We start from the raw sequence: 25,628 nt of genomic DNA on the forward strand, positions 1-25,628 counted from the left end.
TTAAAACTGGAGTTGTACGATCTAAAAAAGGTCGTAAAACTTCATTCATTTCACTTTAGAATTCAATAAAAATGAAATTTCCAATAGTAGCCCTTCTCCTATTATTTAGTCCGGTACTTCTCCATGCTCAAGACAATATTGCCGACGCCAAGGCAAATTACGGAGTAGATGACGAAGTAACCGTTTCCGGAATAATTACAAATGGTGCAGAACTCGGCAGTATACGCTACCTGCAAGACGAAACCGGTGGAATAGCTTTATATCCAGGAACAAACTGGAATAATCTTGATTTTACACCGCAACCTGGCGACGAGGTTTCCATTACAGGTACTCTGAGTATGTTTGCCAACCTGCTTGAAGTGGGCCCTGTAATTGAAGGAATAACCCTACTAAGCAGTTCAAATCCTCTCCCTGAGCCGGTGGTGCTTACGCCAAATGAGTTGAACGAATCTTTTGAAGGCCAGATTATTCAGATTAATGGTGTTAACTTTTCTGATGGCGGCAACGTTTTTGGAAGCTCTACCTATGCATTTACCGACATAAACGGCGAGGAAGGATTAATTTATGCAAACGCTAATTCAGATTTAATCGGTGAGCTAGTGCCTTTGGGAACTATAGACGTAGTTGGAATACTTTCCCAATTCAGCTTTGCCAATCCGTTTGACGGCTACCAGCTATTGCCTCGCTCGATGGCTGATTTTATTTCTGAATTTCCAATCAATTTTGCTTCTGTAATTACTCAAACAAACCTTTCTACTTCAAGCATTACACTTGACTGGAATACCGACGTAGCCTCTTCTACCGGAATTTTTTACGGAATTATGCCCAGTTTAGGAGCAGAAGCGTATCTGGATGAGAGTACAGCCAATCATGAAATTACAATTACAGCACTTCAATCAGGAATGCCATACTATTGCCAGGTATATTCTGTAGCCGGCGCTGATACCGCTTTTAGCAATATTGGTGTTTATTCAACCGTTTCAGAATCGTCAGGCAAAATAAGTGTGTACTTTAATCGAGATGTCGACAATGGCTTTTCGACCGGCGTGGATGCAATTAGCCTGTTTCAAGCTACAGACGATACCATTGTTGCGCAAATAAATCGCTCACAAACAACCCTTGATATAGCGGCTTACAATAATAATAACGGACCTATAGTGATGGCCATAAACGATGCCTTCGACCGCGGAGTTACAGTGCGCTACATCGCCGAAGGGCAAAATGCAAATACTGGTTTGAGTAGCCTCAATGCCGCCATTCCGGTGCTTTATCGTCAGAATGCCACTTCGAGTGGAATGCACAACAAATTTATAATTGTGGATGCTGAGAATGTAGATAGCGCAATTGTTCTTACCGGCTCTACAAATTTCACTTCAAACAATCTCTTTTCAGATCCCAACAATATGGTTATCATATAAGATCAAGCTCTTGCAAGGGCTTATACGCTTGAGTTTAACGAAATGTGGGGAAGCGACCTGCCCGAACCCAATTTCACAGAATCGCGTTTTGGCGAATTGAAAATCAATAATACCCCCGAAAAATTCTTAATCGGAGGAAAATCTGTTGAGCTTTATTTTTCTCCATCAGATAATACTACAGCCGCAATTGCAAAAGCCATTGAAACTGCGGAATACGATCTTGATTTTGCCTTGCTCACCATTACCAATAATACTTTGGCCAATGCTGTGGCCGACAGAGTTAGCATATTTTTGACTCCGCGAGGAATAGTAGAAACACCCGGAGGATCGGGCAGTGATTTCGACTTTTTAATAGATGAAGGTGTTCTAATGCTTTCGCACCAAGGCATTCCCGGTCAATTGCATCATAAGTACGCCACAATAGATCATTCAGAGCCTCTTTCAGATCCCATGGTTGTAACCGGATCGCACAATTGGAGCGGTGCAGCAGAATCTGAAAATGATGAAAACACTTTAATCATTCACGATGCCACCATCGCCAATCTTTTTTATCAAGAGTTTATGGCGCTTTACGGAGTAGTATCGGGAGTAGAAGAGCTAACAGTAGATCACGTTTCCTTATATCCAAATCCGGCAAGCGAAGTTTTTACTTTGGTTTTTGATTCTCAAACTTCCGTTGATGGCGTTTTACGCATATCCAATATTCAGGGAAAAACAGTTTTTGAAAAGAATTTTAACTCTTATAGCGGTCAGAATAAAATGGACATCTATATTGGAAGTTTGAACAAGGGAGTTTACCTGGTTACCCTTTCGGGAAAATGGGGAAGCTTGACGCAGAAACTTGTGAAAATGTAGATGCAATTGGCAATTGGCAATTGGCAATTGGCAAAAATAACGATCACGAAATTCAATTAGCAAGCTAGACCTTAAGGGTTGGGGAACTTAGCTAAGCGAACACACGAAACGAAGATTGAATTCGGAATAGAAGCAAAAAAGAAAGTAAGAAAGAAAGAAAGAAAATGTGGGGTAGCAAGTCGGGCATTTAACTTGATAGATACAAATCATTTTTACCTTCAGAAACCTGGCAAGTTGCCGATAGGACCTTCGCCCCTAACATCATTTTTTATGGGCAAGGCAAGTTGTCGCGCTAAGGAGCGTGGTAAACTGTTCGCCTGCCAACGACTGCCAACGAAGCAATAGCAAGATCGCCTAGATCAAAACACAAAAAGGTCGGCTTACGCCGACCTTTTCTCTTAATCACCAATTTTAACCTTATTAATGAAATCCATGGATATTTACGGTAGTTGATGAGTGAAGGTTACAAATTAAATTAAGCCTTTGATTTTTAGATGGTTTGGGGGCTTAAACTGAAGTAGATTGGCCCCGCGAGCCCCCGATAGCACCGCAAAAGCCCCGCGATGAATCGCGGAGAAACAATTGCGGAAATCCGTTTTAAACGAGGGTCTTTAAATGATTCACCAATACATTGAGGCCTTTGATGTAATGCACGTTGTTTGTTAACACCACATCGCAATGATCTCGGTAAGGTCTAAGATAACTTTTGTAACAGGGCTTCACGTGATTTTCCCAACGGTAACGCACATCGCTTTCGGAGTAACCGCGCTCAAGAGCATCGCGCTTTAGTCGACGCAAAAGCTTTACATCGTCACGCGCATCGATATATACGCGAAGATCCAGGCGTTGCGCCAATTCACTGAAGTGAAAAACAAAAAGTCCTTCTACAATCAATATTTTTGCAGGCTTTACCTCAACATATTCGGGAATTACCTTGGGGTTATTAAATGTATATTCCTTGCGGATTACAGTTTCACCCTTTAGCAATGCTTCCACATCATTTACCAGCGCCTCGCGATCAATAGCAGTTGGCAAATCAAAGTTCACCTCTCCCTTTTCATCCACAGCTTGTTTTAAACGATCAAGATAATAGTTATCTTGCGTCACAAAAGAAATGTCTTCAGGGTGAAAATGGTTTAGAAGTTCTTTAAGAATCGAGCTTTTGCCCGATGCACTTCCGCCAGCTATACCTACAAGATATGTCGAATTTGATTTTTTCGGCATTTGGAGCGCAAAATTATGTATTTTCAAGCCATAATACGACTAAAATGCAAAGTGGATTAAAATATTTTTTGATAGTCTTTTTAATTATCGTCCTACAACCCACGGTAAAAGGTCAAAACATATACACTCAAAGCAGGGAGCAGGCTATGCAATACATGCAGACAGCCGAGCTGAACAAGCGCCGTGGGATGCTTAATGAAGCATTTCTGGATTATACCAACGCTATCGCCATTGATCCAAATTATGCCGAAGCCTACATGAAGCGAGCCCTTCTCTTACAGCAAATGGGACGCTACACAGAGAGCATGAAGGATCATAACAAGGCCATAGACCTGAACCCATATAGCGAAGTGTATTATGACAAACGCGCGAGATTAAAAATTTATCAAACTGATTATCAAGAAGCCATAAGCGATCTTAACAAAGCCTTAGAGCTTAGTCCATATGATCAATATCTGGTAGACATACGATCTATTGCCCTCATGGAAGATAACCAGTATGAAAAAGTTTTGGATGACCTGAATTTTCTTCTCGAACTCAATCCTTTAGATACTATTTCACTGCTAAAGCGAGCTATCATTTACAGCAAGCAAAATGCTTATGATTTGGCTAAAGCCGATCTTGATTCAGCGCTTGTTCTGGCGCCAAATTCTGAACTGGTTTATGACGTACAAGGGCTTTTCTACCTCACCATCAACGAGGTAGAAAATGCGATTGCATCTTTCGAAAGAGCGATCGATCTAAACCCTGCATTTCCCATGGCCTACTACAATCTAAGCGTGGCGCAGAAAAAACTTGGAAGAATAGATGAATCACTTAGCAATCTGAATATCGCGATTTCATTAAATCAGGATTTTCCGAATGCTTATTTTAACCGTGCAGTTACGCACAAAATGTTTGGAAACGAAGAAAGTGCACTTGCAGACTACAATAAAGCAATCGCCATAAAAAGTGATTTTACAGAGGCACTTCTCAACCGCGGTTTTACAAAGAGTATGCTGGGCCGATACGCCGAGAGCATCACAGATTATGATCGTGCGGTGGAGTCAAATCCGGATAATCCAAACGTTTACAATCTTCGTGGAAATGTGAATGCCTTCTTCGGCAAATATCAGGACGCTCTGGAAGATTATAATAAGGCGCTTGAGCTAAATCCCAACTTTGCTGAAGCTCTTTATAACCGTGGTATAACTAAAATATTGGGCTACCAGGGAATTGACGGTTGCAAGGATTTGGAAAAGAGCCTGTCTATGGGTAATGAGCGCGCGCGTGAAAAGATTCTCTATTTCTGCAGTGGAGCTAAATAAGTTAAGCGCTTTTTTACGGTCTCTACTATTGAACAGAACTGAAATCTGAATTCATCTTTAAAATTTTTTCAAGCTTTCTGAAAAGTCATCTGCGCAAAATAAAATTGTTTATTGGTGAAAACGGATGCCAATGTTTAGGCTTGAGGACTTATTGATCCGGCGTTCCGTCAGGTTTATTCGAAGTTGTGTTCATTAACTGCACTAAACTTAATTTCGCAGGTCTTAGATACCGCTTTGCGGTGGTGGATACCACTTACGCACTCCCGTTGGTCTACGGGGCGTCTAAGAAGTTTTGGTTCCATTCCACCAAAATCATCATAAAAAAAGCCTTCCCGACGAATCGAGAAGGCCTTAAGTATTATTTCCGCTGGTTATTGGATTGCGTCCAACCCTTCGGAAAGGGCTTCGTTTCAGAAGCAGCCTCTTGTGGAGACTGGTGAAACATAAGACTCAATAACCAGGATGGATTTATCAGACATTACACACCTCCTTTAAATTAGTTAAACATTACACCGAAATGTAGTCAAGCAAATTATGACCCTTGCTTCGTTGCAACCGACTACCTGTCGGATTTGACATTACCAAGTAACGAATAATATCTTGTTAAACGAAAATAAAATCAGAATGTTTTACCAACAGGTTTGTGCTGATAAAATTACGCTACCATCATTGAATTTAATATTGATTCGAATATCAATCGACCATCGGTATTACCCAAAGCAATGTCTGAAGCACGCTCGGGATGTGGCATCATTCCAAATACATTCTTGGACGCATTACACACGCCGGCGATGTTTTCGAGAGATCCGTTTGGATTGGCATCCGAATTAAATAGTCCGTCTTTATCGCAATATCTAAAGACTACCTGCTGATTTTCATTTAGCTTTTTGAGCTCTTGTGTACTTGCATAATAGCGCCCTTCGCCATGCGCAATAGGTATTTTAAGCACTTTGTCGGGCTCAAGACCAGATGAAAGAATGGTAGAGCTGGTTGCTGCTTTCATAAAAACATTCTTGCAAACAAACTTCTGCGAATCATTGTGTAAAAGTGCTCCTGGAAGCAATCCGGCTTCGCATAAAATTTGAAATCCATTACAGATTCCCAATGCAAAACCACCTTTATTGCAGTGGTCAATAACACTTGTCATAATAGGAGAAAAACGAGCAATGGCACCCGATCTTAAATAATCGCCATACGAAAAGCCGCCAGGAATAAGGATAAACTCTGCCCCTTGAAGGTCAGTATCTTTATGCCAAAGTCTTGCGACCTCTTGCCCAAGAATGGATTCGAAGGTATATATCAGATCTTCATCACAATTGGATCCCGGGAATACCACTACGCCAAATTTCATTTTAAAGCCTTTAAAATTGAGGAGCAAAGATAGCAAATATGCCGAAAGTCAGCTATATCAGTGTAGCTAAAATGGGGTAGAAAAACAATAGAAGTACCCATACATAAAACAAGAAGATAACCAACTTCTTGCGGCGGGTACGCGAAAAATAAACCGATGCAAATACCGAAACCGGTATGGCAAGGGTTGCAAACATTCCTGCCTGCACACTTGTGAGTGAAAGCCCATAAATACATACCGCAAGCATTAGGATGCTCACGGTGACAAAAACCTTTTTGGTATTCTTTTTATGGACAGTAGATGTGCTCATATCCTTTAAAAAAGTTATTAATCCGATAAAAAGGATAAGAAGCGAGAGAATCAAAATAGGCAGATACCAAAATCCGTGATCGGCAAAAATCTCGCCCAGGGGCAGCCCATTAAAAGCCATATATTCTGAAACATCTAGCGTATAGTCCTGCCACCAAAAAAATACAAGGGTAAATACTACTGGGGTAAGAAGACCGATTATTGGTACAATCCACTCACGGAAATTGAATGTACGCAGCTGAATCAGACCAATCCATAAAAGTGGAAACACGAAAATCAATAAGGGAAAAAAGAGAGCTCCAAGGGCAAGGAAAAAGCTCGCGTCGTAAATCATTGAAGTGATTTCCTGAACTCTGTACATCCGTAAAATTCGCCGTAAGGCAAGCAATACAAATACATTTCCGATTAAAACAGGGTTTAAATATATCCAGGAAAGCTGTAAAGAGGCCAGTAAAAAATAGAAAAAAGCCGGAAAATAATTTTCTCGCACCGAATAATCGTGCGTATTGTAGAGAAGATTGACCAAAAAAGCACCGATTAAATTTACAATCAAACCGAGAATAACCGATAAATACGGAAGGCGAACAAAAGTGATAAGTAGATCAAACAGTGGCCCACCAAGCACATGCACAGGCATTTGCGCGTGGTTAAGCGCTAAAACACCATAAATGATAGCCGGTATCAGTAAAACACCAAACACCATAGGCCGATTAGAACCGAAAGCAGAATGAATCATGAGCGACGAATATATGCTTTTACCCTGTGAATTTTATACTTACTTTTGACCTGCCAAATTATAAAAACATGCAATACATAACAGGACCCATAGCTTTTATTATCAAATGGACATTTGACCACATTCTTATACCAATTGGCGAATTGCCAACTATTATTAATCCAAACTATATTTTCCTATTTATTGGCTTTATCGGTTTATTCTTCTGGTTAAACCTGCAGCACAAATACAATAAGAAAGCTGATCGCGAAGGTACTCTTCAATAAGAATATTTAATTCATTGTACGATCTAAATAACTGACTATTAGCTGGTTATTTTAATTTTATTGACTATCACTCTCATAAATTGGTTTACAATTTTCAAGGCATTCCTAAAATAAAGGACTGCCTTTTTTTATTGCATCAAATCTTTTCCGATATCCTTTCTGTAGGTTTTGCCGTCAAAACCAATTTGGTCGACCATCGCATACGCATTCCTCAATGCTTCATTTAGGGTTTTCGCCATGCCAGTGGCGGCCAGTACACGCCCACCATTTGTTAGAATTTGCCCCTCAGCTTCTCGAGTTCCAGCGTGAAATAGTGTGTTTTCTACAATTTTCTCCAGGCCCAATATCGGTTTTCCCTTTTCGTAGTTTTCAGGATAGCCTTTTGAAACCATCATTACAGTAGCCGCAAAATCAGACGACATTTCCAGCGATTTGCCAGCCAGCTTCTTTTCTCCGGCAGCTTTGAGCAATTGCAGGAAGTCGGATTTTATTCGCGGCATTACAACTTCTGTTTCTGGATCGCCCATGCGGACATTGTACTCAATTACAAAGGGCTCGTCGCCCACTTTTATTAATCCGATAAATACAAAGCCGACATAATCCATTTTCTCGCTGTGTAAACCATTGATCGTTGGCTTTACCACGCGCTCTTCAACTTTTTTCATAAATGCCTTATCGGCAAATGGGACAGGACTTACAGCTCCCATTCCACCAGTATTTAGGCCGGTATCGCCTTCGCCAATGCGTTTATAATCTTTCGCGCTAGGTAGCATCACGTAGTCCTTTCCATCGGTAAGCACAAATACCGAAAGTTCGATTCCATCCAGAAAGTTTTCTATAACCACGCGCGCCGATGCCTCGCCAAACTTGGCATTGCCCAGCATCTCATCAAGTTCTTTTTTAGCTTCCGCCAATTCGTTTAAAATAACAACACCTTTTCCGGCAGCGAGCCCATCGGCTTTCAAAACATAAGGTGGATTAATGGTTTCGAGATAGGCTTTTGCTTCAGAGAGTGTGTCCTTGGTAAAAGTAGCGTAGGCCGCAGTAGGAATATTGTATTTCGCCATGAAAGTCTTTGCAAAATCCTTACTTCCTTCCAGTTTTGCGCCTTCCTTGCCTGGGCCGATCAGGAGAACTTGGCTCAAATCTTTGTAGCTTTTAAAATAATCGCTTATCCCTTTTACCAGCGGAGCTTCGGGGCCAACTACCACCAGATTGATTTGAAGTTCGAGAACCTTTACAGCCACCGCATCAAAATCTTCTGGATTGAGATCAATATTCTCTCCAACCAGCGCTGTGCCGGGATTTCCGGGAGCGGTGTAGAGTTTTTCGCAATCTTTACTTTGCGCAATCTTCCATGCCAGGGCATGTTCTCTTCCGCCAGATCCAAGGATTAGAACTTTCATAAGGGTACTTTTTTGCAAAGGTAAGTTTGCTAAAAGAATACACGTTGCAAAATTGGAGTTTTTAGGAAATGTTTTAGATACTGTCTGGTTATTAGAGCGCTTTGAGTTTTCGGCTCTCCAGAGGTTGTGATTGGTAATGTCAGAAAACAAAAAAGGGAGCAAATTGCTCCCCTTAGAATTCTACAATATTTAAAAAGTCACTAAACTTTTACCCGTTTAATGCTGCATCCTAGCTGGCGTGTACTATTCGGTTCAATTTCATTTCCCGAAAGGTGAGCCTGAATGGCATTTTTAAGATATGCCTCTTTTACATCTTTGGTGCTATCAACTGAATCGTCTATTGCACCGCGGTAAATCAATTTCATATTTTCATCAAATAAAAATACGTGTGGTGTGGTCAATGCGCCAAAGGCATCGGCCAGAACGTGGTTGTCATCAAGGGCATAATAACCCTTAAATCCTCGCTTTTCATAGCCGGCCTTCATATCGTCCATGCTCTCGCCTTTTTCTCGATGCGCCTCATTTGAATTTACCAATACCATACCGATATCAGATTGCGAAGCTAAATCGTAAAGTTCTGGATAGCGACCATCCCAACCTTCAGATTTTGAGCCGTTGCCAACAACAAAAGGGCAATTATTCGAATTAAAAATAACGAGCAAGCCCTTCTTTTTAGCCACTGTATTCAGAGACACCTTGCTTCCCGAAACATCAGTCATTTTAAGACTTTGCTCTGGGGCGATAGTACCGATATTGAGAATTTCGTTAGAAGCTTTTTCTGAATATGAGAAAGCCAAAACGCTCAAAAACGCCGCAACTGAAAGCACTCCTGCCAGGAGTACTTTATTTATATTCTCAAAAGAAAGATTCTTAACAGTATTCTTCATATGCCATTTTTAAATTTTCAGCAATCATCTCTGCCGGGCGCCCTTCTATATGATGACGCTCAATAAAGTGCACCAACTTACCATCTTTAAACAAGCCGATGGCTGGTGATGATGGAGGGTAAGGCAAAAAGTACTGACGCGCACGCTCAGTTGCCGGACCATCTACACCTGCAAAAACAGTAGTAAGATTGTCTGGTTTTTTATTTCCCGAAAGGGACATTTTAATTCCCGGACGCGCCGCTCCTGCTGCACAACCGCATACAGAGTTGACCACTACGAGGGTGGTTCCTTCTTTTTTAGAAAGCATTTGATCTACATCGTCTGGTGTATGTAATTCGGTAAATCCAACTTCTGTCAGATCTTCCTTCATAGGTGCTACTAATTCTGGTGGATACATAGTTTTATAATTTTATACAAAGGTATGAAAGGCTAACGATGTAAAAGCCTAAAAAGTGTAAAGACCAGATAGGTTTTGTCTATTTATCTTTTCGCTTTTCAGCAAAAAAACGCTGTAGCAATTCTGCCGACTCATTGCCCATCAGGCCGCCCTCCCAGATTGTTTTGGGATGTAAAATGGGTTGCTCAATTAGAGAAAACCCTTTTTTCTTATCATATGCGCCAAAAACAATTTTGCTTATTTGCGACCAGGCCAGTGCTCCGGCGCACATCACACAAGGTTCAAGGGTAACATAAAGCGTGCATTTCGAGAGATATTTGCCTCCCAAAAAATCGGCCGCCGCTGTAATAGCCTGCATTTCTGCATGAGCCGTTACATCATTGAGGCGCTCAGTGAGGTTGTGAGCGCGCGCAATAACCTGACCTTTGCAAACTACCACCGCTCCTACCGGAATCTCGTCCATTTCAAAAGCTACTTTAGCTTCGCGAAAAGCCTGCTTCATGAAATATTCGTCGCTTTGTACCTGTAATGTCATGAGGCAAAGATAGGGGTTGATTTTTGGAATTTGGGGTTAGCGAATTATTATCCGCAATTCTAAATACCGAATTAAAGTGATTATAATGGGTTTTTTTATATGTTTGAGAATTGTACGATGAATTCTTATGAAGAATAAATACGTTGATTTTATCTCAGACGAGCATTTTCTTAAATGTGTCGAAAACTTGCATACGTCTTATGTTAGAGCCAAGGCAAATATTACTAAAAGAAAATTCTATAGTAACAAGATTGACTCTATTAAACTGATTTTCGATTCCAGATTTAATAAAATTGACGAAGAAAGCATTATTGAAACTGAAATATTACGGCAAATAGATAAATCCATAAATAATTCGATTGGCACTTTTCACGAACAAATACTCGGTGGTATTAATGGTTTTGAAATTGGTATGAATAGTGGCTTTGATATAAAAGCTAAAGATGATACGTTATTTGCGGACATTAAAAATAAGCACAACACAATGAATAGCAGCTCTGCGGAAAGCTTGTTTCAAAAATTGGCGCGCTATGCAGATACATATAAAGATGCCAAATGTTATTGGGTTCAGATTTTGGCAAAAAGCAGTTTTAACGAAAAATGGACTGGAGATATCAACGGAAAAGAATACAGTCACAGCAGAGTTTATAAAATTTCAGGCGACCAGTTTTACGCGATAGTTGCAAATAAAGAAACAGCATTTTTCGACATGTACAATGCTTTGCCGAACGCAATTTCTGATTTTATGGAGGCATTGAAAAAAAAGAAATCAACGACAGAAAACTCGGCTCTCTCGGAAATTAAGAAAGAAACAAACTCAAGTGGTCGAAGCATTATCGACCAAATCACTTTTGAAAATTACAGCTATTATTTGGGCTTAGACGAGTTGTAATAAGCGTTTAAAAATTTCACAATGGAATATCCAACTTCCTGACCGAGGTTAACGGGAACTGCATTTCCAATTTGCTTGTATTGTTGGGCTATTGAGCCAATAAAATTCCAATCATCAGAAAACGTTTGAATACGTGCATATTCTCGAATTGTAAACGGACGAGTCTCTTCAGGATGACACCTTTCAGTTTGCTTTTGAGCAGGGCTGCAAGTAAGCGTTAAAGAAGGTTCATCCCAGCCAATTCTACGTGCCATGCCGGTTTTTCCGCCCCCAAGATAAAAGCTTCCACCCATATATTCTTTTTGGATGTCTAATGGCAAATCACGCCAATAACCTTTTGGAGGAACCATGTCTAAAACACGTTTCTTGTACTCAGGATATTTCGCGCCTTCAGATTTTGGCACTTTACAATCAAATAGCACTCCCTTTTTCAAGGCATCTTTTAAATTGAATATTTTTTTATGTGGCTTTGGATATTCGTAAGTTATCTCAATATCCTTTCGAACCCCAACCAAGATTAATCTTTCTCTTTTTTGCGGCACTCTATAATGAATGGCTTTGAGCACTTGAACAGGAACAATATTATACCCTATTTCGTCAAGGATTGAAATCATTCCTTGTAGTGTTTTTCCGTTTTCGTGGCTTAAAAGTCCTCTCACATTTTCACCAATACAAATGGGTGGATTTACTTCTTTTACGACTCTGGCAAATTCATAAAACAGCGTACCACGGGCATCATCCAACCCTAACTTTTTTCCGGCATAACTAAAGGCCTGGCAGGGAAATCCACCGGTAACAACATCAACTTTATTATGATACTTAGTAAAATCGAAATCTTTCACATCGCCTTCTAAAACATTCCAGTTAGGTCTGTTTCTACGCAACGTCTCACAAGCCCATTTATCAATTTCATTTAATGCGACACACTTAAGCCCGGCTTTTTCCATTCCAACAGCTAAGCCTCCAGCACCGGCAAAAAGCTCTAATGCAGAATACTCATTTTCTGGCTCAACAAAATTAGAAATTTCATCGTCAATAGATTCATCATATAAATCTCCTAATAGCAATTGTACATCAGCCTTTCTATAAACTCTATAATTCGAAACTGGCTCTCTCACCGCATTTAAAATGCCTTCCTTATCCCATCTTCTCAAAGTTTCTTTACTTTTACCGACTATCTCAGCCGTTTCGGAAAGCGTAAAATAATCTTTCATATAACCAAGTTATTCAACCTTATACATTGGTTACAAATATAAAACATATCTCCAAGCGATTGATGCGAAATATTGAAAAAATATAAACATCAATCAAAAGATTATGACTTTCCAAATATGCGTATTGAAAATTTTCGGTTAAACTGCAAAGAATAGGCACTTTGCATACAGTCAAAATTTTAACTTTGCGGCATTAAATAAAAAACCATGCACAGAACACATACTTGCGGCGAGCTAAGAATAGAAGATTCAGGAAAAACGGTAATCCTTTCGGGGTGGGTACAACGCTCACGCGACCTGGGTGGAATGACCTTTATTGACCTTCGGGACCGCTACGGCATTACACAGATTTTGTTTAACATGGAAGTAAACGCCGGCCTTTGCGAAAAAGCGCGAAAGCTGGGCCGCGAATTTGTGGTGAAAATTACCGGAAAGGTAAACGAACGCAGCAATAAAAACCCGAAAATGCATACGGGCGATATTGAAATCGAAGCAGAGAATCTCGAGATTCTCAACGTGAGTAAAACCCCACCTTTCACCATTGAAGATGAGACAGATGGCGGCGAAGAATTGCGCATGCAATACCGCTACCTCGACTTGCGTAGAAATACCGTGCAGCAGAAATTAATCTTGCGCCACAAACTGGCTATTGCTACGCGGGCTTATCTCGACAAAGCCGGATTTTTAGAGATTGAAACACCATATCTCATTAAATCAACTCCTGAAGGAGCGCGCGATTTTGTGGTGCCAAGCCGCATGAATCCGGGAGAGTTTTACGCCCTTCCGCAATCGCCGCAAACATTTAAGCAATTGCTGATGGTATCGGGTTTTGATCGCTATTTTCAAATTGTGCGCTGCTTTCGCGATGAAGATTTACGCGCCGACCGCCAGCCTGAGTTTACACAAATTGACTGCGAGATGGCTTTTGTAGAACAGGAAGATATTCTCAACACCTTTGAGGGGTTGACAAAACACCTTTTTAAAGAAATTTTAAATACAGAATTGCCCGCGTTTCCGCGCATGGATTACGCTGTTGCGATGGCAAAATACGGCTCTGACAAACCAGATATCCGCTTTGGAATGGAGATTAACGACATTTCAAATCTGGCAAAAGGAAAAGGATTTCAGGTTTTTGACAATTCAGAAGCTGTGTTGGCCATTGTAGCCGAAGGTTGCGCAGAATATAGCCGCAAGCAGGTTGATGCATTGACAGATTGGGTGAAGCGTCCGCAAATTGGTGCAAAAGGATTGGTTTACGTAAAGTATCAAGGAGATGGGATCGTAAAATCTTCGATTGATAAGTTTTTTGAAGTTGAGCAGCTTGAAGAATGGTGTAAAGCTTGTGGAGCCAAGCCGGGCGACATGCTTTTGGCACTGAGCGGCGACTTAGCTACCACACAAAAACAAATTGGCGAGTTGCGTTTGCACATGGGCAAGGAGCTTAATATACGCAATACCAGCCATTTTGCTCCGCTTTGGGTAGTCGATTTTCCACTTATGGAATATGACGCCGAGGAGGGAAGACATTTTGCGATGCACCACCCTTTTACATCACCAAAGCCGGAAGATATTCACAAACTGGAAACGGCTACAAGCGAAGTTCGCGCCAATGCTTACGATTTGGTAATTAATGGGGTTGAGATTGGAGGTGGATCTATACGTATTCACGACAAAGAATTGCAAGCCAAGATATTTGATTTGCTGGCGTTTACCCGCGAAGAAGCTCAGCAGCAGTTTGGCTTTTTGATGAATGCTTTTGAATATGGCGCGCCTCCCCACGGTGGAATTGCCTTTGGGTTTGACCGTTTGTCGTCTCTTTTTGGTGGCTCGGAATCTATTCGCGATTACATTGCCTTCCCGAAAAACAATTCGGGTAGAGATGTGATGATAGATGCTCCTGCACCAATTGATGCTAAACAACTTGATGAGTTGGGGCTTACGCTGAAAAAGGTAGAGAAGTAATGTTGTCTGTTCGGATAGCGAGATTAATGGATAGAAACCAAACCATAACGACCGATTTCAACTCACTTGTGTTTCCACACCTGTCAACTCTTTCAAAAAATTAGGGCAGAAGTCGTAACCATTTGACCAAGCAATGCCGCCCCCCGGTTCAATAAATACGCTTTTAAATTTATCTGGATCAAGCAATTCTTCTGCAATTCCTTTTCCTATATAAGGTCGAATATTGATGACTTTTTCTTCATCGTCTTGAAATTTTAACCAAATCTGATAGTCTTCTAACACCTTTATTTCTACCACTTCATTCATGATCGACTTATTTTAAGGGTTCAATTGGATTCATTGATTCAGGAATAATGGCTTTATGCCAATTGTTCATTAATTCCACTCTGTTTTTAGATGCCCATTCCAGAATTAGTGCATTTGCCCGACGAGGCATTTTTCCTACTAAAATATCTAATGTGCCAATCGCATACTCAGCTTTCATTCCTTGATATTCTGCATGGAAGTGTGGTGGATTATAATCTTGAAAATACATTCTTATAATAATCCCATAAAATCTGGAAATCTCTGGCATTTTTATTCAAAGTTGCGAAATAACTTGTCTTTTTGAGCGGATTATGATAGGTGTTTTTATAAACATAACAGCCTTCTTATCACATATCAAAAATTTACGAATAGAATAAAAAATACGTTCAATCAATCGCAAATCTTCCGTTGCAATCTCTGCCGTGCCAGTCATATCAGGCTTGTAAACACAGAAGCACAAACTCAAATTGACTATTTTATAAATTTTCAAGTATATAAAAACGTCTCAGCTAATAGTTATAGCTTCGCTTGTACATTCATTTCCTTTTGAGTTTTCCACTCAGCTTGGTAAATAAACTTCTTCATGCTTCGCATTTCTTCTTTAGAGATGCTTTTGCCAAATTGGGCTATTCCGAAAAGAATTATGGCCACGATAAACGCACCCAGTGCCATCCAGAATCCCCATGGGTTTTTGCCGAGATTGTATTGGGAGCTTCCTATCAATAATCCGAATAAAACACCGAAGCCGGCAAAGCTGTATATGAACATAAACAAGGTCCAGACATTTGGTGCGGGCGCAAGAAGACAACGCACCTGGGTTGTTTCCGTATAATCGTCGTAATAAACTGACACATCCATTTGTGGCGACCAATAGTGGCGCACCTGTTCAGGCATTTTTACAATAAAGTGTCCTTTTACATAGGCTGTTTCAAATTCGTGGGGCGTTTTAAATAAGGTCTTTATCTTTTCCTGAGCCTTGTCAGTAGTTAGCTCGGTTTCAATCTTAAAACGGGGGCGGAATTTTAAATCGGACATGGAGTGGTTGAAGACGGTTGAAAGATATGGAAAAAATTAATTGTTGTGAATACGTGAATTAATAAGACTGCTTTCGCGGAAGCGGGTATTGACATCAAAAGATAACTGAATCATTATGTCGATATTTACTAACATTATACCTTTAAATTTAACTTAAGACTAGTATTTACCAACATAGCTAAATCATTAAATCAAATATTCAATTATATTTGTCTATATTTACTCACATTATCTACATTTATACATATTAATGATGGTAAATCCTAACAATAATTGGTCTTCAATGAGTGACGGAGGACTTATTGCGACCATTGGTAAATTTATAAAACACGAGCGACTAAAACAGAATAAAACTCAAGCTACCGTCGCAGAAAATGCTGGAATTAATCGTTGGACACTTGCCAAAATTGAAAGTGGCAAACCTATTTCACTAATCTCCTTAATTCAAATTCTACGTGTACTAAATCTTTTACACATTCTCGATAGTTTCAAAATAGAATCAGAACTAAGTCCAATAGAATTAGCAAAGTTAGAACGAAAGAAAAGACAAAGAGCTACTAAAGCTGCGACAAAAATCGGAAAAACTAAAAGCGGATGGTAGAGACGAAAACTGCTTTTGTAAAAATTTGGGGTAGAACTGCTGGCGCCGTTGCTTGGAATGACAAAACAAGGTTAGCCAGTTTTGAATATGACCCAGATTTTAAATCTACCGGTTGGGATTTGGCTCCAATTAAAATGCCCTTTCTATCGAATCAAATATTCTCATTTCCCGAATTACGCCCTTCAAAATCAAGCGAGTACGATACCTTTAAAGGTTTGCCGGGATTACTGGCCGACACTTTGCCTGATAAATTTGGAAATCAAATAATCAACAGCTGGTTATCTCAAAACGGCCGTTCAGAAAACAGTCTTAATCCTGTTGAGCAACTCTGCTTTATAGGGACTAGAGGCATGGGCGCATTGGAGTTTGAGCCGACCCAACCTAAACCCAATAAAAATTCCTTTCAGGTTGAAATAGACAGCTTAGTAAAGATTTCGCAACGCATTCTAAATAAGCGCACGGAGTTTGCCACCAATTTACAAGAAAATGAACAACAGGCCATGATGCAGATCCTTAAATTAGGAACATCGGCCGGAGGAGCCAGACCAAAAGCAATTATTGCCTTTAATAAAAAGACTAGGGAAGTGCGTTCGGGACAAACTAATGTACCGAAAGGATTTGAACATTGGTTAATAAAACTAGATGGCGTAAGCGATATTCAATTTGGAGAAAGTTCGGGTTATGGAAGGGTTGAAATGGCATATTACAATATGGCAAAGGATTGCCAAATAGATATTATGGAATCTGAATTGCTCGAAGAAAATGGGAGAGCCCACTTCTTGACAAAAAGATTTGATAGAGATGACGATTCGCAAAAGCATCACATTCAAACATTCTGCGCCATGCAGCATTATGATTTTAATGATTTGAGAAGCTACAGCTACGAGCAATTATTTCAAACAATGAGGGTTCTGCGATTGCCTTATCCCGCGGCAGAACAAATGTATAGACGTATGGTATTTAATGTAGTGGCTCGAAATTGCGACGATCATACTAAAAATTTTGCGTTTCGACTTAAGCAAGATGGAGAATGGGAACTCACCCCTGCTTATGACATTTGCCATGCTTATAGACCTGATAGTTTTTGGGTAAGCCAGCACGCCTTGAGTGTAAACGGAAAAAGAGAAGCTATTCAAAAAAGCGATCTGATTTCTTTCGCAAAATCTATGAATATCAAAAAGCCGGAAAGCATTATATCTGAAATAAATACCAAAGTGCAGATATGGAATGATTATGCCGACGCTGTTGGAGTAAATATTATTCTACGAGATTCGATTAAAGAGACTTTACTGGATTTAAAGTGATGGAGTACACCGCCATACTGAAAAACCAATTTGAATAAAAATGAATCAATCCCTAAATAAAAAACTAATCAAGTGGAAGGGGATTTCTTGACTTTTCTATCAGCAAACATTGCGCATCTCCCCGTCACCAATCCAATGACCTGTAGTATTTGAACACTGGACTATGCCTTTAAAAAGCCGCCCCCATGAGCGCAGGACAAATTTCCATTTTTCTAAAACTTGTGGTTATTGCAAAAGAAGCCTAAGGTTTTACTAAATTTATTTTTGACGCTAGTAAAATAATAGTTCGTTTTGCTTCCCCGTTTGATCAAAATAGACATCAAATTCATTTAACAAACAAAGATGTTGTAGTTCCAACACTTGCACAAAAATTTTATCTTTATGAAAAGGTTAAACCAAAAAAAATTGCAGAGGCGATAATCGAGAAAACAAGGAAATTATTATTCATAAATGGAACGAATATCATAGAGACTAAAAAAATAATTGTTGAAAAGGTATGGTTGGCATTGTTTCCGCGTCTTCTAAGCGCTTCGGAAAAGGAACTAAACCAGTTTGATCTTTCTCCGTTTGGCATCCATTGGCCCTTGCTCGACGGAAGATCTTAGCTTCGAAGGGTTTTTTCATTATACCCCACCAGTTGTTAAAGCAAAAGAGGGTTAGTCTTATGGATATTATCGCCTCCGGCGCAACGCGCGTAAACCCCTATTGCAATACAAAGATTTAAAATGCAGTTAATGACTTTTAATGAACTGTTAATGACTTTTTACTAGCTGTTAATGAATTCAAAACAGTCGTTTATGCCATAAAATCATAAGGTTGTGTATTTTAGTTAAGTCACCATTAAACCAAACGATACCTTTAATTCTCTAACCAATAAACCAAAACAATTACTAACCAACACCGAAATTATTATGTTAAATGGAGCTGAACTTGAGATCGATGGTTATAATTTCCATTACAAGGAACCCGCATTCCCATTAATAAGTTGTAGTTATTCATTTAACAGAACTGTAGACCACAATGTACGAGCAGCATCTCATGTAGTGTTTGGATTAATAAAATGTGAAATGTATGCAACAAAAAAACTTTTCTTACTGGACGCGATGCTCACTTCATTTAACTATATCGATGGAACCATTACTTTTAGGGATTCCCTTGAATCTGGCGAAAGCTACACCGCAATCTCGCTGAAATTTAAAGGTGGCAGTGTTATTGATTTTGCTGACAGTTACAATACAGTTGGATACGATACAAAAATGATAAGGCGCTTCAGTCTTGCGGTAAAGGAGATTACAGTGGTTGGGGCTGAAGAATTATTTTTCACAAATGATGGTACAGATTCATAGACCCCAGCAATTATATCGAAATTCAACTTTTAATAACTGCCTTCATACCTTATTATAATAGCCGTTATAATTCAAATGAAATGGGTTTAACGCTTAGATGAACGGTATGATGAGTCATTGTAAGTTCTCCTTCATCCATTTTATAAAAGGCAACAAGGATGTTTTTAATCTCTGTATCCTGACCTATTTTTTAAAGTGATTTTTATGAATAAAATTCTCACTAAAAGCACGAGCTATTCTTTCTTTTAAGAATGAATACTTAGGCTTCACAAATATTTGCGAATTCACGCATTTGAGAAACCATAAATTGTATTCTACGCTTTGAAAAAGCGCCTTGTATTCCAAATCCCTTTTATCCAAAATATTGGCGAAATATCCATTATAATGGTGAATTATTCCTCCGGAATAAAAGGCTACAGACAGCAAAACTTCAGATTTATCAAGCCTTTTAGATGGAAAATGCACTTAATGACTTCAAAACGGTCGTTAATCCCTTGAAATACCTAACTGATGAATTGATCCACTTTTAAGGCATTTGATTGACATAGATTTGCTTCATCAAATAATTAAAACAATTAATAACTAACTAAAAACAAATCATTATGGCATTCAGAGCTGACCTTACCCTTGACGGAAAAACTTACAGACTTTTACATTGCAGTTATTCTCTGCACAGAGATGTAGATCCTACCGGCCGTCCTTCATCAGAAGTAAAAGGTGGAACGATTAATTTTGAACTTGAATCTACAGAAGATACCACGCTGTGGGACTTGATGATCGCACAATTTAAAAATGTAGACGGAAACATCATCTTTAAGAAACGCGATGAAGACGCTAAAATGAAAGAAATGACTTTCAAAACAGCGTATGTAATTGACTATGCCGAGAGCTTTGACTCAGTAGGCGGAAACCCAATGACATTGCGTTTTACCCTTTCGGCAAAAGAAATACAACTGGGTGCTGAAGTTCATGAAAATGAATGGCCCGTATAAAACAACTGAATAAACATTAGAAAAGGCTGCGCAAGAAATTGCGGAGTCTTTTTTTATTTCACATAAACCGTTTTTCGATTGATAAATTCCATCATCCCATCTCGGGAAAGTTCGCGTCCAAATCCAGAATTTTTCTGACCGCCAAAAGGCAAACGGGGATCTGATTTTACAAGCTCGTTTACAAAGTATGCGCCATCGTCCACTCTATCAACATATTCCAAAGCTTTTTTGACGTTTTTAGTGCAAACAGAAATACCCAGTGCATAATTAGACATCTGCGAAAGCTCAAAAGCTTCATCTATATTTTTAGCTTTAATCATTGCAGCTACCGGCCCAAAAGTTTCTTCGTCAAAGGCTGGCATTCCCGGTTTCACATTTCCTAAAACAGTTGGTTCGTGGTAAGCGTCTTTTTGTTTGCCCCCAAGAAGCAATTTCGCACCCTTTTTAACTGATTCTTTCACTTGCTTTTGCACTCCTTCGGCCAGATCTATTCGCGCAAGCGTGCCTATCTGGGTATTTTCTTCCATCGGGTCGCCCGATTTTAATTCAATTACCGCCTTTACAAATTTATCTACGAATTCATCATACACTTTCTCCTCAATTATAAAGCGTTTTGCTGCAATACAACTCTGTCCTGCGTTCATCATTCGGGCATTTACGGCGGTTGCCACCGTTTTGTCCATATCGGCGTCTGCCAAAACTAGAAAGGCATTGCTTCCGCCGAGTTCCAAAAGTGATTTTTTAAGGTACTTTCCGGCAAGTTGTGCTACTGCAGATCCGGCGCGCTCGCTACCTGTGAGTGTTATGGCCTTAACTGCATTATGAGAAATAATCATCTCTGTTTTGTCATGGCCAACAAATGCATTTTGGAAAACACCTTTGGGGTAACCGGCCTTATCAAAAACTTCCTCAATCATAGCTGCGCAGCCAAATACGTTTTGTGCGTGTTTTAAAATTCCGGTATTTCCGGCTGTGAGCGTGGGTGCAGCAAATCTAAAAACTTGCCAAAACGGATAATTCCAGGGCATTACTGCAAATACGCAGCCTATTGGGTTGTGGCGTACAAAACTTTGGCTGGCATCAGTTTTAATAATCTCATCGGCTAGAAAATCAGCAGCATTCTCTGCATAATAATCACACACCAAGGCGCATTTTTTCACTTCTGCCCGGGCTTCTACAATGGGTTTTCCCATTTCGAGGGCCATAACTTTGGCATAGCGCTCTACGTTGTCACGTAGCACCTGACCCGCCTTTGCGATAAGCCTTGTTCGCTCGCCAAGCGGTACTTTGCGCCATTCTTCAAATGTTTTTTCGGCAGTGTCTAAAATTTTGGTCAGTTCTACTTTGGTAGTTTCTTTATGGCTTCCAACCACTTCGCCATTGTATGGATTTATGCTGTCAAATTTCATAATAATGTTTTACTTGATTCGCGTAAGCGGCCGATTTGAGATTCTTTTACTACTCACAATTCGTGTTTTTCGCGGTATGAATATACAACAAGATAAATTGCGTCTTGTTTGTCTGCCTATTCACTCCAATCTTTATGTGCGTGTTTTCCGCTTCCGCGAATGTGAAATCAGAAACAGGCTATGGCTTCCGACCCTTAGGTTTGACCAAATACCTTTTTGAAAGGAATTTCCTATTCTTTCCTTTCCCAAACTTGATACTTTTCGCCTTGGGCGGTTTTTACAAATCGACTGTTTAGCAATTCGTTGGTTTTTACTGTAGTGCTATCTGAAGTCATACTTTCTTCGTATCCAATGCGCAATACAATGTCAATTCGTTCACCGGTTTCGCTCTCATAGGGCTCGAGCGCGAATGGAGGCCGGCGAGATGAGCCAAACAATCCGAGCCTATGATCCGGAGCCAAATTTACTTTCCAGCGCACCGGAAATTCGGTTTCAGAGGCTTCATAATTATCCATATTAGCACCTGAAACAAAAGCGGAGGGATACAATCCCAAATTATAATGTATCCAATGCGAAGAATATACAAGCGGCACCATTGTCATATTCGGTGGGATATGTTGCGTGCTATCCAATACTTTTTCGGCATAAGCTGAAAGGTAATTTATCTCTTCTTTATTTTGATAAATCTGCGCAATGTTGATGGCGATTAGCAAAGGGGCTAATACCAAAGTAAATTTAAGGCTAAGATTGAAGGCTATAAAAACAGCGAGAAATACGAAGACCCCCAGCAACAGACGAATAGACAGATAGCCGCCCTGCGAAAAATTATTTGGCAGGATAAAATAAAGAGCTAGAAGAAATAGAGCCGTTAAAAGAGTAGCTCGATTTTGATATTCATTGGTGTAAATAAAAACGAATATCAGTCCAATCAGGATTAGAGCTGTATAAAATAAAACGGCCAATCGCTGATCTATAAGATTATATGGAATAAGCGCCTGAAAAGACAGAAGTAGCTTCCAAGGTTCCAAGAAATCGAGAGTCTCAAAAGAATTTTGACCCGAATTTTGAAGGATAAAAGTTCCAGAAAAGATTATGGCTGGAAATATTGAAATAAGACTCTTAACCCGGAAGACATATTTCTTTTTCAGAAGAGAATCTAGTTGAAATGAAAACCATGCGATAAGCACAAAAATGGCCGGAACGATATGACACCATGCCGTAAATAACAAAAGGAGTGAGAACGCAAGAGTAATTCTGTTTGACTTGCCAAAACGGGTATCAAACAAAAGCCGACAAACAAACAAAGCCAAACCCAAAGCGAGGCAAAAACTCTGAAAACCAATGTAAAAGCAGAAATTATTAAGCAAAGGTAGAATTAGAAATAAGGGCCATACATTGCCGTCTTCTCTCAAACCCAGCACCGATTTAAAGCCTACTGCTAAAAGCAAAATCTCAAGCGCATAGACCATTTTTTCGGCTATAGCCGGATCAAGAAATTGAAGAAAAAAACACAGCAAGGCGTGCCCGCCCATATTAGGAATAAAAAGACTTCTAATCTCAAAAAAATGATTGCTAAAAGGGTTTTCTGAAAAAAGTAGATCATTTAAAAGCGTAGCGTTGTAAAGATGCGCCGGCCCATCGCCGGTATAAAAGTACGCCACTGAAAAGATGGGATAGATATTGACTGCAAGCAGAATCCAAAACAGCAGGTGCCCAAAGTTATTACGCTGTGTGAAGAATGCCTTCAAATTAGATTAAGTATAAGACGCATTGCGAAATTCAATATAAATAGAGCGATAAATATAAGACTATCGCAATTTGTTTCCAGTCAAAACTGCGTTGGATAGTCTGAACGATTCACTTATCTTTGAGAATTTTGGATTTGAACCCAGTTCAAAATGCTCCAAAACAAGAAATTTACACCGGAAAATACAGATTGCACAGGCGTTAGTAATTGAAAGATATCTGAATGATTTACGATAAAAAAATTGTTGTTGTACTTCCCGCTTACAACGCCGAAAAAACACTTCAAAAAACCTTTGAGGAAATACCTTTTGACATTGTAGATGAGATAATATTGGTTGATGATTCAAGCCTCGATAAAACTTTCGAGAAATCACAAGAATTAGGAATAAAATATGTGATACGGCATGAGCAGAATAAGGGCTATGGCGGCAACCAAAAAACCTGTTACAATAAAGCGCTCCAACTAAACGCCGATATCGTGGTAATGCTACACCCTGATTATCAATACACTCCCAAGCTTATTCACTCCATGTGTTATTTAATTGCAAACGACGTTTATCCCGTTGTTTTAGGATCACGCATTTTGGGAAGAGGTGCAATAAAAGGCGGAATGCCGGTTTATAAATACATTGCCAATCGCATGCTCACCTTATTTCAAAATATTTTAATGGGTCAAAAACTCTCGGAATATCATACCGGATTCCGGGCTTTTTCTGCTCAGGTATTGAGAGACATTAAGTACAATTCAAATTCAGATGATTTCGTTTTTGACAATCAAATGCTGGCTCAGATATGTTTTCAAGATTATGAAATTGCAGAAATCACGTGTCCTACAAAGTACTTTGAAGAAGCTTCTTCCATAAATTTTAAACGCAGTTCCATTTATGGCCTTGGCGTACTAAAAACTTCGATTCAATATTTTCTTGCGAAGAACTTTAATAGCACTTTTAAAATATTTGGTAAGTGAAAAGTCTAAAAGGGAATATTGCGGTCTCAATTTTAGTTTTCATCAATTTTATATTTTTATACAAGTACGTATCGCGTTATACTGAATTCGGCATATACATTTCGCTACTAATTCTGGTCGCTCAAGTGGGAGTATATCGATTCCGAAATAGCATAACTATATCGATTAAATCAAAACAGATTATCTGCTTTGCAGTTTTGATCGGAATCATTTCACTGGTATTAATTAGCCATTTCGCTATTCCTGTAGAGTCATTAAATGTTGATCGGGCAACGGTTATTTCATCCTTTTTAACCGAATTATTCCAGGGTGATTATCCCTATTTTGCCAGGTCGCATATGGGTAATTTTCCCGGGCCAATGCCGGTATATTTTTTAATTGCAGCACCATTTTACCTTCTTGGCGAATTGAGCATTTTAAGTGCACTGGGCTACTTGGTTTTTGTACTTTTAATCCGGAAAAAAATCAATTCTGCCCAAAATCTGAATTTCATTTTTTTCTACTTTCTTACTTCGGCGTACTTAATTTGGGAAATCGCGACGAGAAGCAATGTGTTCTCCTTCACCACCCTTTTGTTATTTGTGCTTATGGCTTTTTTAAACCTTGAGCGTTCGCAGACAACCCGCTTTTATATTCTGGCAATATTAACGGGGATTTTGCTATCAACAAGAAGTGTATATATTTTGGCCTATTTTATATTTTTTATCTCAAGCCTTACCAACCGGGAAATTACATTTAAGCGTTTATTTCTTTTTCTTTCCATCGCTGTTTTGGCGTTTGGTGCTTCCTTTCTTCCATTTATTATTTTCTTCAAAGACGAATTCGCAATGATGAATCCATTTATCATTCAATCGTCATTTTTAGTTCCCACATTTTATACAGCGATTTTTATGTTGATATCAATCGTTCTGGCGTTTTTCGTTAAAAACAAGATTGACAAATTATTCTACAGTGGTTTAAGTCTGTTTATTGCCATTTTTATTTATTCCGTTTATCATATAGTCAATTTCGGATACGAGAAATCTTACATGAACAGCAATGTAGACATATCATATTTTATATTTTGCATGCCGTTTTTAATCATGTATTTATTGAATGAGGAAACCCTAAATACGCCTAAAATAGAATTGCTAAAAACCTGATTTTCCATTCCATTCTCAATC

25 protein-coding genes are annotated in these 25,628 nt (G+C 39.4%); 12 read left to right on the plus strand and 13 right to left on the minus strand.

The window, feature by feature from the left end; translation table 11 throughout:
* Nucleotides 1-71: 71 nt before the first annotated feature.
* Both G3O08_RS00580 and G3O08_RS00585 read left to right on the plus strand, forming a co-directional pair.
* Entirely contained in the window at nt 72-1,418 is a 1,347-nt protein-coding gene (locus G3O08_RS00580; RefSeq protein ID WP_163282717.1) for a phospholipase D-like domain-containing protein, read from the plus strand.
* 42 nt (nt 1,419-1,460) lie between these two features.
* Nucleotides 1,461-2,273 (plus strand): T9SS type A sorting domain-containing protein, encoded by an 813-nt coding sequence (locus tag G3O08_RS00585; RefSeq protein ID WP_163282718.1) that lies wholly within the window; start codon nt 1,461-1,463, stop codon nt 2,271-2,273.
* Between the two features lie 597 nt (nt 2,274-2,870).
* On the opposite strand, the gene G3O08_RS00590 is transcribed toward G3O08_RS00585, so the two are convergent.
* Nucleotides 2,871-3,497 (minus strand): uridine kinase family protein, encoded by a 627-nt coding sequence (locus G3O08_RS00590; protein WP_163282719.1) that lies wholly within the window; start codon nt 3,495-3,497, stop codon nt 2,871-2,873.
* On the opposite strand from G3O08_RS00590, the gene G3O08_RS00595 reads away from it, so the two are divergent.
* Complete coding sequence (locus G3O08_RS00595; protein WP_163282720.1) at nt 3,473-4,804, plus strand: tetratricopeptide repeat protein; 1,332 nt, start codon at nt 3,473-3,475, stop codon at nt 4,802-4,804. The two genes, G3O08_RS00590 and G3O08_RS00595, sit on opposite strands and share 25 nt — an antisense overlap.
* Before the next feature lie 655 nt (nt 4,805-5,459).
* Here the strand turns inward: G3O08_RS00595 and purQ are convergent.
* Together purQ and G3O08_RS00605 are read right to left on the minus strand one after the other, a co-directional pair.
* Nucleotides 5,460-6,155, minus strand: coding sequence for a phosphoribosylformylglycinamidine synthase subunit PurQ (gene purQ, locus G3O08_RS00600; protein WP_163282721.1), 696 nt, complete (start codon nt 6,153-6,155; stop codon nt 5,460-5,462).
* A gap of 52 nt (nt 6,156-6,207) precedes the next feature.
* A complete protein-coding gene (locus tag G3O08_RS00605; protein ID WP_163282722.1) occupies nt 6,208-7,200 on the minus strand; it encodes a DUF6427 family protein in 993 nt (330 codons plus the stop codon).
* 68 nt (nt 7,201-7,268) lie between these two features.
* Here G3O08_RS00605 and G3O08_RS00610 point away from each other — a divergent pair, with 68 nt between their 5' ends.
* Entirely contained in the window at nt 7,269-7,466 is a 198-nt protein-coding gene (locus G3O08_RS00610; RefSeq protein ID WP_163282723.1) for a hypothetical protein, read from the plus strand.
* A gap of 128 nt (nt 7,467-7,594) precedes the next feature.
* Here the strand turns inward: G3O08_RS00610 and purD are convergent, their stop codons facing one another.
* The 4 genes from purD to G3O08_RS00630 form a co-directional block, all read right to left on the minus strand.
* Complete coding sequence (gene purD / locus G3O08_RS00615; protein WP_163282724.1) at nt 7,595-8,872, minus strand: phosphoribosylamine--glycine ligase; 1,278 nt, start codon at nt 8,870-8,872, stop codon at nt 7,595-7,597.
* 200 nt (nt 8,873-9,072) lie between these two features.
* Nucleotides 9,073-9,759, minus strand: coding sequence for a redoxin family protein (locus G3O08_RS00620; protein ID WP_163282725.1), 687 nt, complete (start codon nt 9,757-9,759; stop codon nt 9,073-9,075).
* The gene (locus G3O08_RS00625; protein WP_163282726.1) at nt 9,743-10,156 is read right to left on the minus strand and encodes a BrxA/BrxB family bacilliredoxin; all 414 of its coding nucleotides are present in this window, start codon (nt 10,154-10,156) and stop codon (nt 9,743-9,745) included. Before G3O08_RS00625 ends, G3O08_RS00620 begins: the two co-directional genes overlap by 17 nt.
* Nucleotides 10,157-10,235: 79 nt before the next feature.
* Nucleotides 10,236-10,691, minus strand: coding sequence for a nucleoside deaminase (locus G3O08_RS00630; protein WP_163282727.1), 456 nt, complete (start codon nt 10,689-10,691; stop codon nt 10,236-10,238).
* A gap of 127 nt (nt 10,692-10,818) precedes the next feature.
* Here G3O08_RS00630 and G3O08_RS00635 point away from each other — a divergent pair, with 127 nt between their 5' ends.
* Nucleotides 10,819-11,583 carry an Eco47II family restriction endonuclease gene (locus tag G3O08_RS00635; RefSeq protein ID WP_163282728.1) on the plus strand — a complete coding sequence of 255 codons (765 nt, stop codon included), beginning with the start codon at nt 10,819-10,821 and terminating at the stop codon, nt 11,581-11,583.
* Here G3O08_RS00635 and dcm read toward each other — a convergent pair.
* Complete coding sequence (dcm, locus tag G3O08_RS00640; protein ID WP_163282729.1) at nt 11,559-12,797, minus strand: DNA (cytosine-5-)-methyltransferase; 1,239 nt, start codon at nt 12,795-12,797, stop codon at nt 11,559-11,561. The genes G3O08_RS00635 and dcm overlap by 25 nt on opposite strands.
* A 207-nt stretch (nt 12,798-13,004) precedes the next feature.
* On the opposite strand from dcm, the gene aspS reads away from it, so the two are divergent.
* A complete protein-coding gene (gene aspS / locus G3O08_RS00645) occupies nt 13,005-14,759 on the plus strand; it encodes an aspartate--tRNA ligase (protein ID WP_163282730.1) in 1,755 nt (584 codons plus the stop codon).
* 57 nt (nt 14,760-14,816) lie between these two features.
* Here the strand turns inward: aspS and G3O08_RS00650 are convergent, their stop codons facing one another.
* From G3O08_RS00650 to G3O08_RS00660, 3 genes are all read right to left on the minus strand, one after another.
* The gene (locus G3O08_RS00650; RefSeq protein ID WP_163282731.1) at nt 14,817-15,065 is read right to left on the minus strand and encodes a DUF2442 domain-containing protein; all 249 of its coding nucleotides are present in this window, start codon (nt 15,063-15,065) and stop codon (nt 14,817-14,819) included.
* 7 nt (nt 15,066-15,072) lie between these two features.
* The gene (locus G3O08_RS00655) at nt 15,073-15,333 is read right to left on the minus strand and encodes a DUF4160 domain-containing protein (protein ID WP_163282732.1); all 261 of its coding nucleotides are present in this window, start codon (nt 15,331-15,333) and stop codon (nt 15,073-15,075) included.
* A 248-nt stretch (nt 15,334-15,581) separates the two neighbouring features.
* Complete coding sequence (locus G3O08_RS00660; protein WP_163282733.1) at nt 15,582-16,100, minus strand: TMEM14 family protein; 519 nt, start codon at nt 16,098-16,100, stop codon at nt 15,582-15,584.
* Nucleotides 16,101-16,383: 283 nt separating this feature from the next.
* Between G3O08_RS00660 and G3O08_RS00665 the strand changes: the two genes are divergently transcribed.
* The 4 genes from G3O08_RS00665 (at nt 16,384) to tssD (G3O08_RS00680) (ending at nt 20,343) form a co-directional block, all read left to right on the plus strand.
* Entirely contained in the window at nt 16,384-16,701 is a 318-nt protein-coding gene (locus G3O08_RS00665) for a helix-turn-helix domain-containing protein (RefSeq protein ID WP_239540800.1), read from the plus strand.
* The gene (locus G3O08_RS00670; protein WP_163282734.1) at nt 16,695-18,005 is read left to right on the plus strand and encodes a type II toxin-antitoxin system HipA family toxin; all 1,311 of its coding nucleotides are present in this window, start codon (nt 16,695-16,697) and stop codon (nt 18,003-18,005) included. The genes G3O08_RS00665 and G3O08_RS00670 overlap by 7 nt, the downstream gene beginning before the upstream one ends.
* A 911-nt stretch (nt 18,006-18,916) precedes the next feature.
* Complete coding sequence (gene tssD, locus G3O08_RS00675; RefSeq protein ID WP_163282735.1) at nt 18,917-19,351, plus strand: type VI secretion system tube protein TssD; 435 nt, start codon at nt 18,917-18,919, stop codon at nt 19,349-19,351.
* A 602-nt stretch (nt 19,352-19,953) separates the two neighbouring features.
* Nucleotides 19,954-20,343: a type VI secretion system tube protein TssD gene (tssD, locus tag G3O08_RS00680; protein ID WP_163282736.1), complete on the plus strand. Its 390-nt coding sequence runs from the start codon at nt 19,954-19,956 to the stop codon at nt 20,341-20,343.
* Between the two features lie 53 nt (nt 20,344-20,396).
* Here the strand turns inward: tssD (G3O08_RS00680) and G3O08_RS00685 are convergent, their stop codons facing one another.
* Nucleotides 20,397-21,752, minus strand: coding sequence for an NAD-dependent succinate-semialdehyde dehydrogenase (locus G3O08_RS00685; protein ID WP_163282737.1), 1,356 nt, complete (start codon nt 21,750-21,752; stop codon nt 20,397-20,399).
* 230 nt (nt 21,753-21,982) lie between these two features.
* On the minus strand, nt 21,983-23,500 hold the full coding sequence (locus G3O08_RS00690; protein ID WP_163282738.1) for a hypothetical protein: 1,518 nt from the start codon (nt 23,498-23,500) through the stop codon (nt 21,983-21,985).
* A gap of 221 nt (nt 23,501-23,721) precedes the next feature.
* Between G3O08_RS00690 and G3O08_RS00695 the strand changes: the two genes are divergently transcribed.
* Together G3O08_RS00695 and G3O08_RS00700 are read left to right on the plus strand one after the other, a co-directional pair.
* Nucleotides 23,722-24,465, plus strand: a complete 744-nt coding sequence (locus tag G3O08_RS00695) for a glycosyltransferase family 2 protein (RefSeq protein WP_163282739.1) — start codon at nt 23,722-23,724, stop codon at nt 24,463-24,465.
* Nucleotides 24,462-25,607 carry a hypothetical protein gene (locus tag G3O08_RS00700; protein WP_163282740.1) on the plus strand — a complete coding sequence of 382 codons (1,146 nt, stop codon included), beginning with the start codon at nt 24,462-24,464 and terminating at the stop codon, nt 25,605-25,607. The genes G3O08_RS00695 and G3O08_RS00700 overlap by 4 nt, the downstream gene beginning before the upstream one ends.
* Nucleotides 25,608-25,628 lie beyond the last annotated feature (21 nt).

This window comes from Cryomorpha ignava (genome assembly GCF_010686655.1).
GTDB lineage: Bacteria > Bacteroidota > Bacteroidia > Flavobacteriales_D > Cryomorphaceae > Cryomorpha > Cryomorpha ignava.

Bases quoted from the DNA above. Each gene is read 5' to 3' on its own strand.
- G3O08_RS00580 (WP_163282717.1), top strand. From the start codon at position 72: ATGAAATTTCCAATAGTAGCCCTTCTCCTATTATTTAGTCCGGTACTT.
- G3O08_RS00585 (WP_163282718.1), top strand. From the start codon at position 1,461: ATGTGGGGAAGCGACCTGCCCGAACCCAATTTCACAGAATCGCGTTTT.
- G3O08_RS00595 (WP_163282720.1), top strand. From the start codon at position 3,473: ATGTCGAATTTGATTTTTTCGGCATTTGGAGCGCAAAATTATGTATTT.
- G3O08_RS00590 (WP_163282719.1), bottom strand. From the start codon at position 3,497: ATGCCGAAAAAATCAAATTCGACATATCTTGTAGGTATAGCTGGCGGA.
- purQ (WP_163282721.1), bottom strand. From the start codon at position 6,155: ATGAAATTTGGCGTAGTGGTATTCCCGGGATCCAATTGTGATGAAGAT.
- G3O08_RS00605 (WP_163282722.1), bottom strand. From the start codon at position 7,200: ATGATTCATTCTGCTTTCGGTTCTAATCGGCCTATGGTGTTTGGTGTT.
- G3O08_RS00610 (WP_163282723.1), top strand. From the start codon at position 7,269: ATGCAATACATAACAGGACCCATAGCTTTTATTATCAAATGGACATTT.
- purD (WP_163282724.1), bottom strand. From the start codon at position 8,872: ATGAAAGTTCTAATCCTTGGATCTGGCGGAAGAGAACATGCCCTGGCA.
- G3O08_RS00620 (WP_163282725.1), bottom strand. From the start codon at position 9,759: ATGAAGAATACTGTTAAGAATCTTTCTTTTGAGAATATAAATAAAGTA.
- G3O08_RS00625 (WP_163282726.1), bottom strand. From the start codon at position 10,156: ATGTATCCACCAGAATTAGTAGCACCTATGAAGGAAGATCTGACAGAA.
- G3O08_RS00630 (WP_163282727.1), bottom strand. From the start codon at position 10,691: ATGACATTACAGGTACAAAGCGACGAATATTTCATGAAGCAGGCTTTT.
- G3O08_RS00635 (WP_163282728.1), top strand. From the start codon at position 10,819: ATGAAGAATAAATACGTTGATTTTATCTCAGACGAGCATTTTCTTAAA.
- dcm (WP_163282729.1), bottom strand. From the start codon at position 12,797: ATGAAAGATTATTTTACGCTTTCCGAAACGGCTGAGATAGTCGGTAAA.
- aspS (WP_163282730.1), top strand. From the start codon at position 13,005: ATGCACAGAACACATACTTGCGGCGAGCTAAGAATAGAAGATTCAGGA.
- G3O08_RS00650 (WP_163282731.1), bottom strand. From the start codon at position 15,065: ATGAATGAAGTGGTAGAAATAAAGGTGTTAGAAGACTATCAGATTTGG.
- G3O08_RS00655 (WP_163282732.1), bottom strand. From the start codon at position 15,333: ATGCCAGAGATTTCCAGATTTTATGGGATTATTATAAGAATGTATTTT.
- G3O08_RS00660 (WP_163282733.1), bottom strand. From the start codon at position 16,100: ATGTCCGATTTAAAATTCCGCCCCCGTTTTAAGATTGAAACCGAGCTA.
- G3O08_RS00665 (WP_239540800.1), top strand. From the start codon at position 16,384: ATGAGTGACGGAGGACTTATTGCGACCATTGGTAAATTTATAAAACAC.
- G3O08_RS00670 (WP_163282734.1), top strand. From the start codon at position 16,695: ATGGTAGAGACGAAAACTGCTTTTGTAAAAATTTGGGGTAGAACTGCT.
- tssD (WP_163282735.1), top strand. From the start codon at position 18,917: ATGTTAAATGGAGCTGAACTTGAGATCGATGGTTATAATTTCCATTAC.
- tssD (WP_163282736.1), top strand. From the start codon at position 19,954: ATGGCATTCAGAGCTGACCTTACCCTTGACGGAAAAACTTACAGACTT.
- G3O08_RS00685 (WP_163282737.1), bottom strand. From the start codon at position 21,752: ATGAAATTTGACAGCATAAATCCATACAATGGCGAAGTGGTTGGAAGC.
- G3O08_RS00695 (WP_163282739.1), top strand. From the start codon at position 23,722: ATGATTTACGATAAAAAAATTGTTGTTGTACTTCCCGCTTACAACGCC.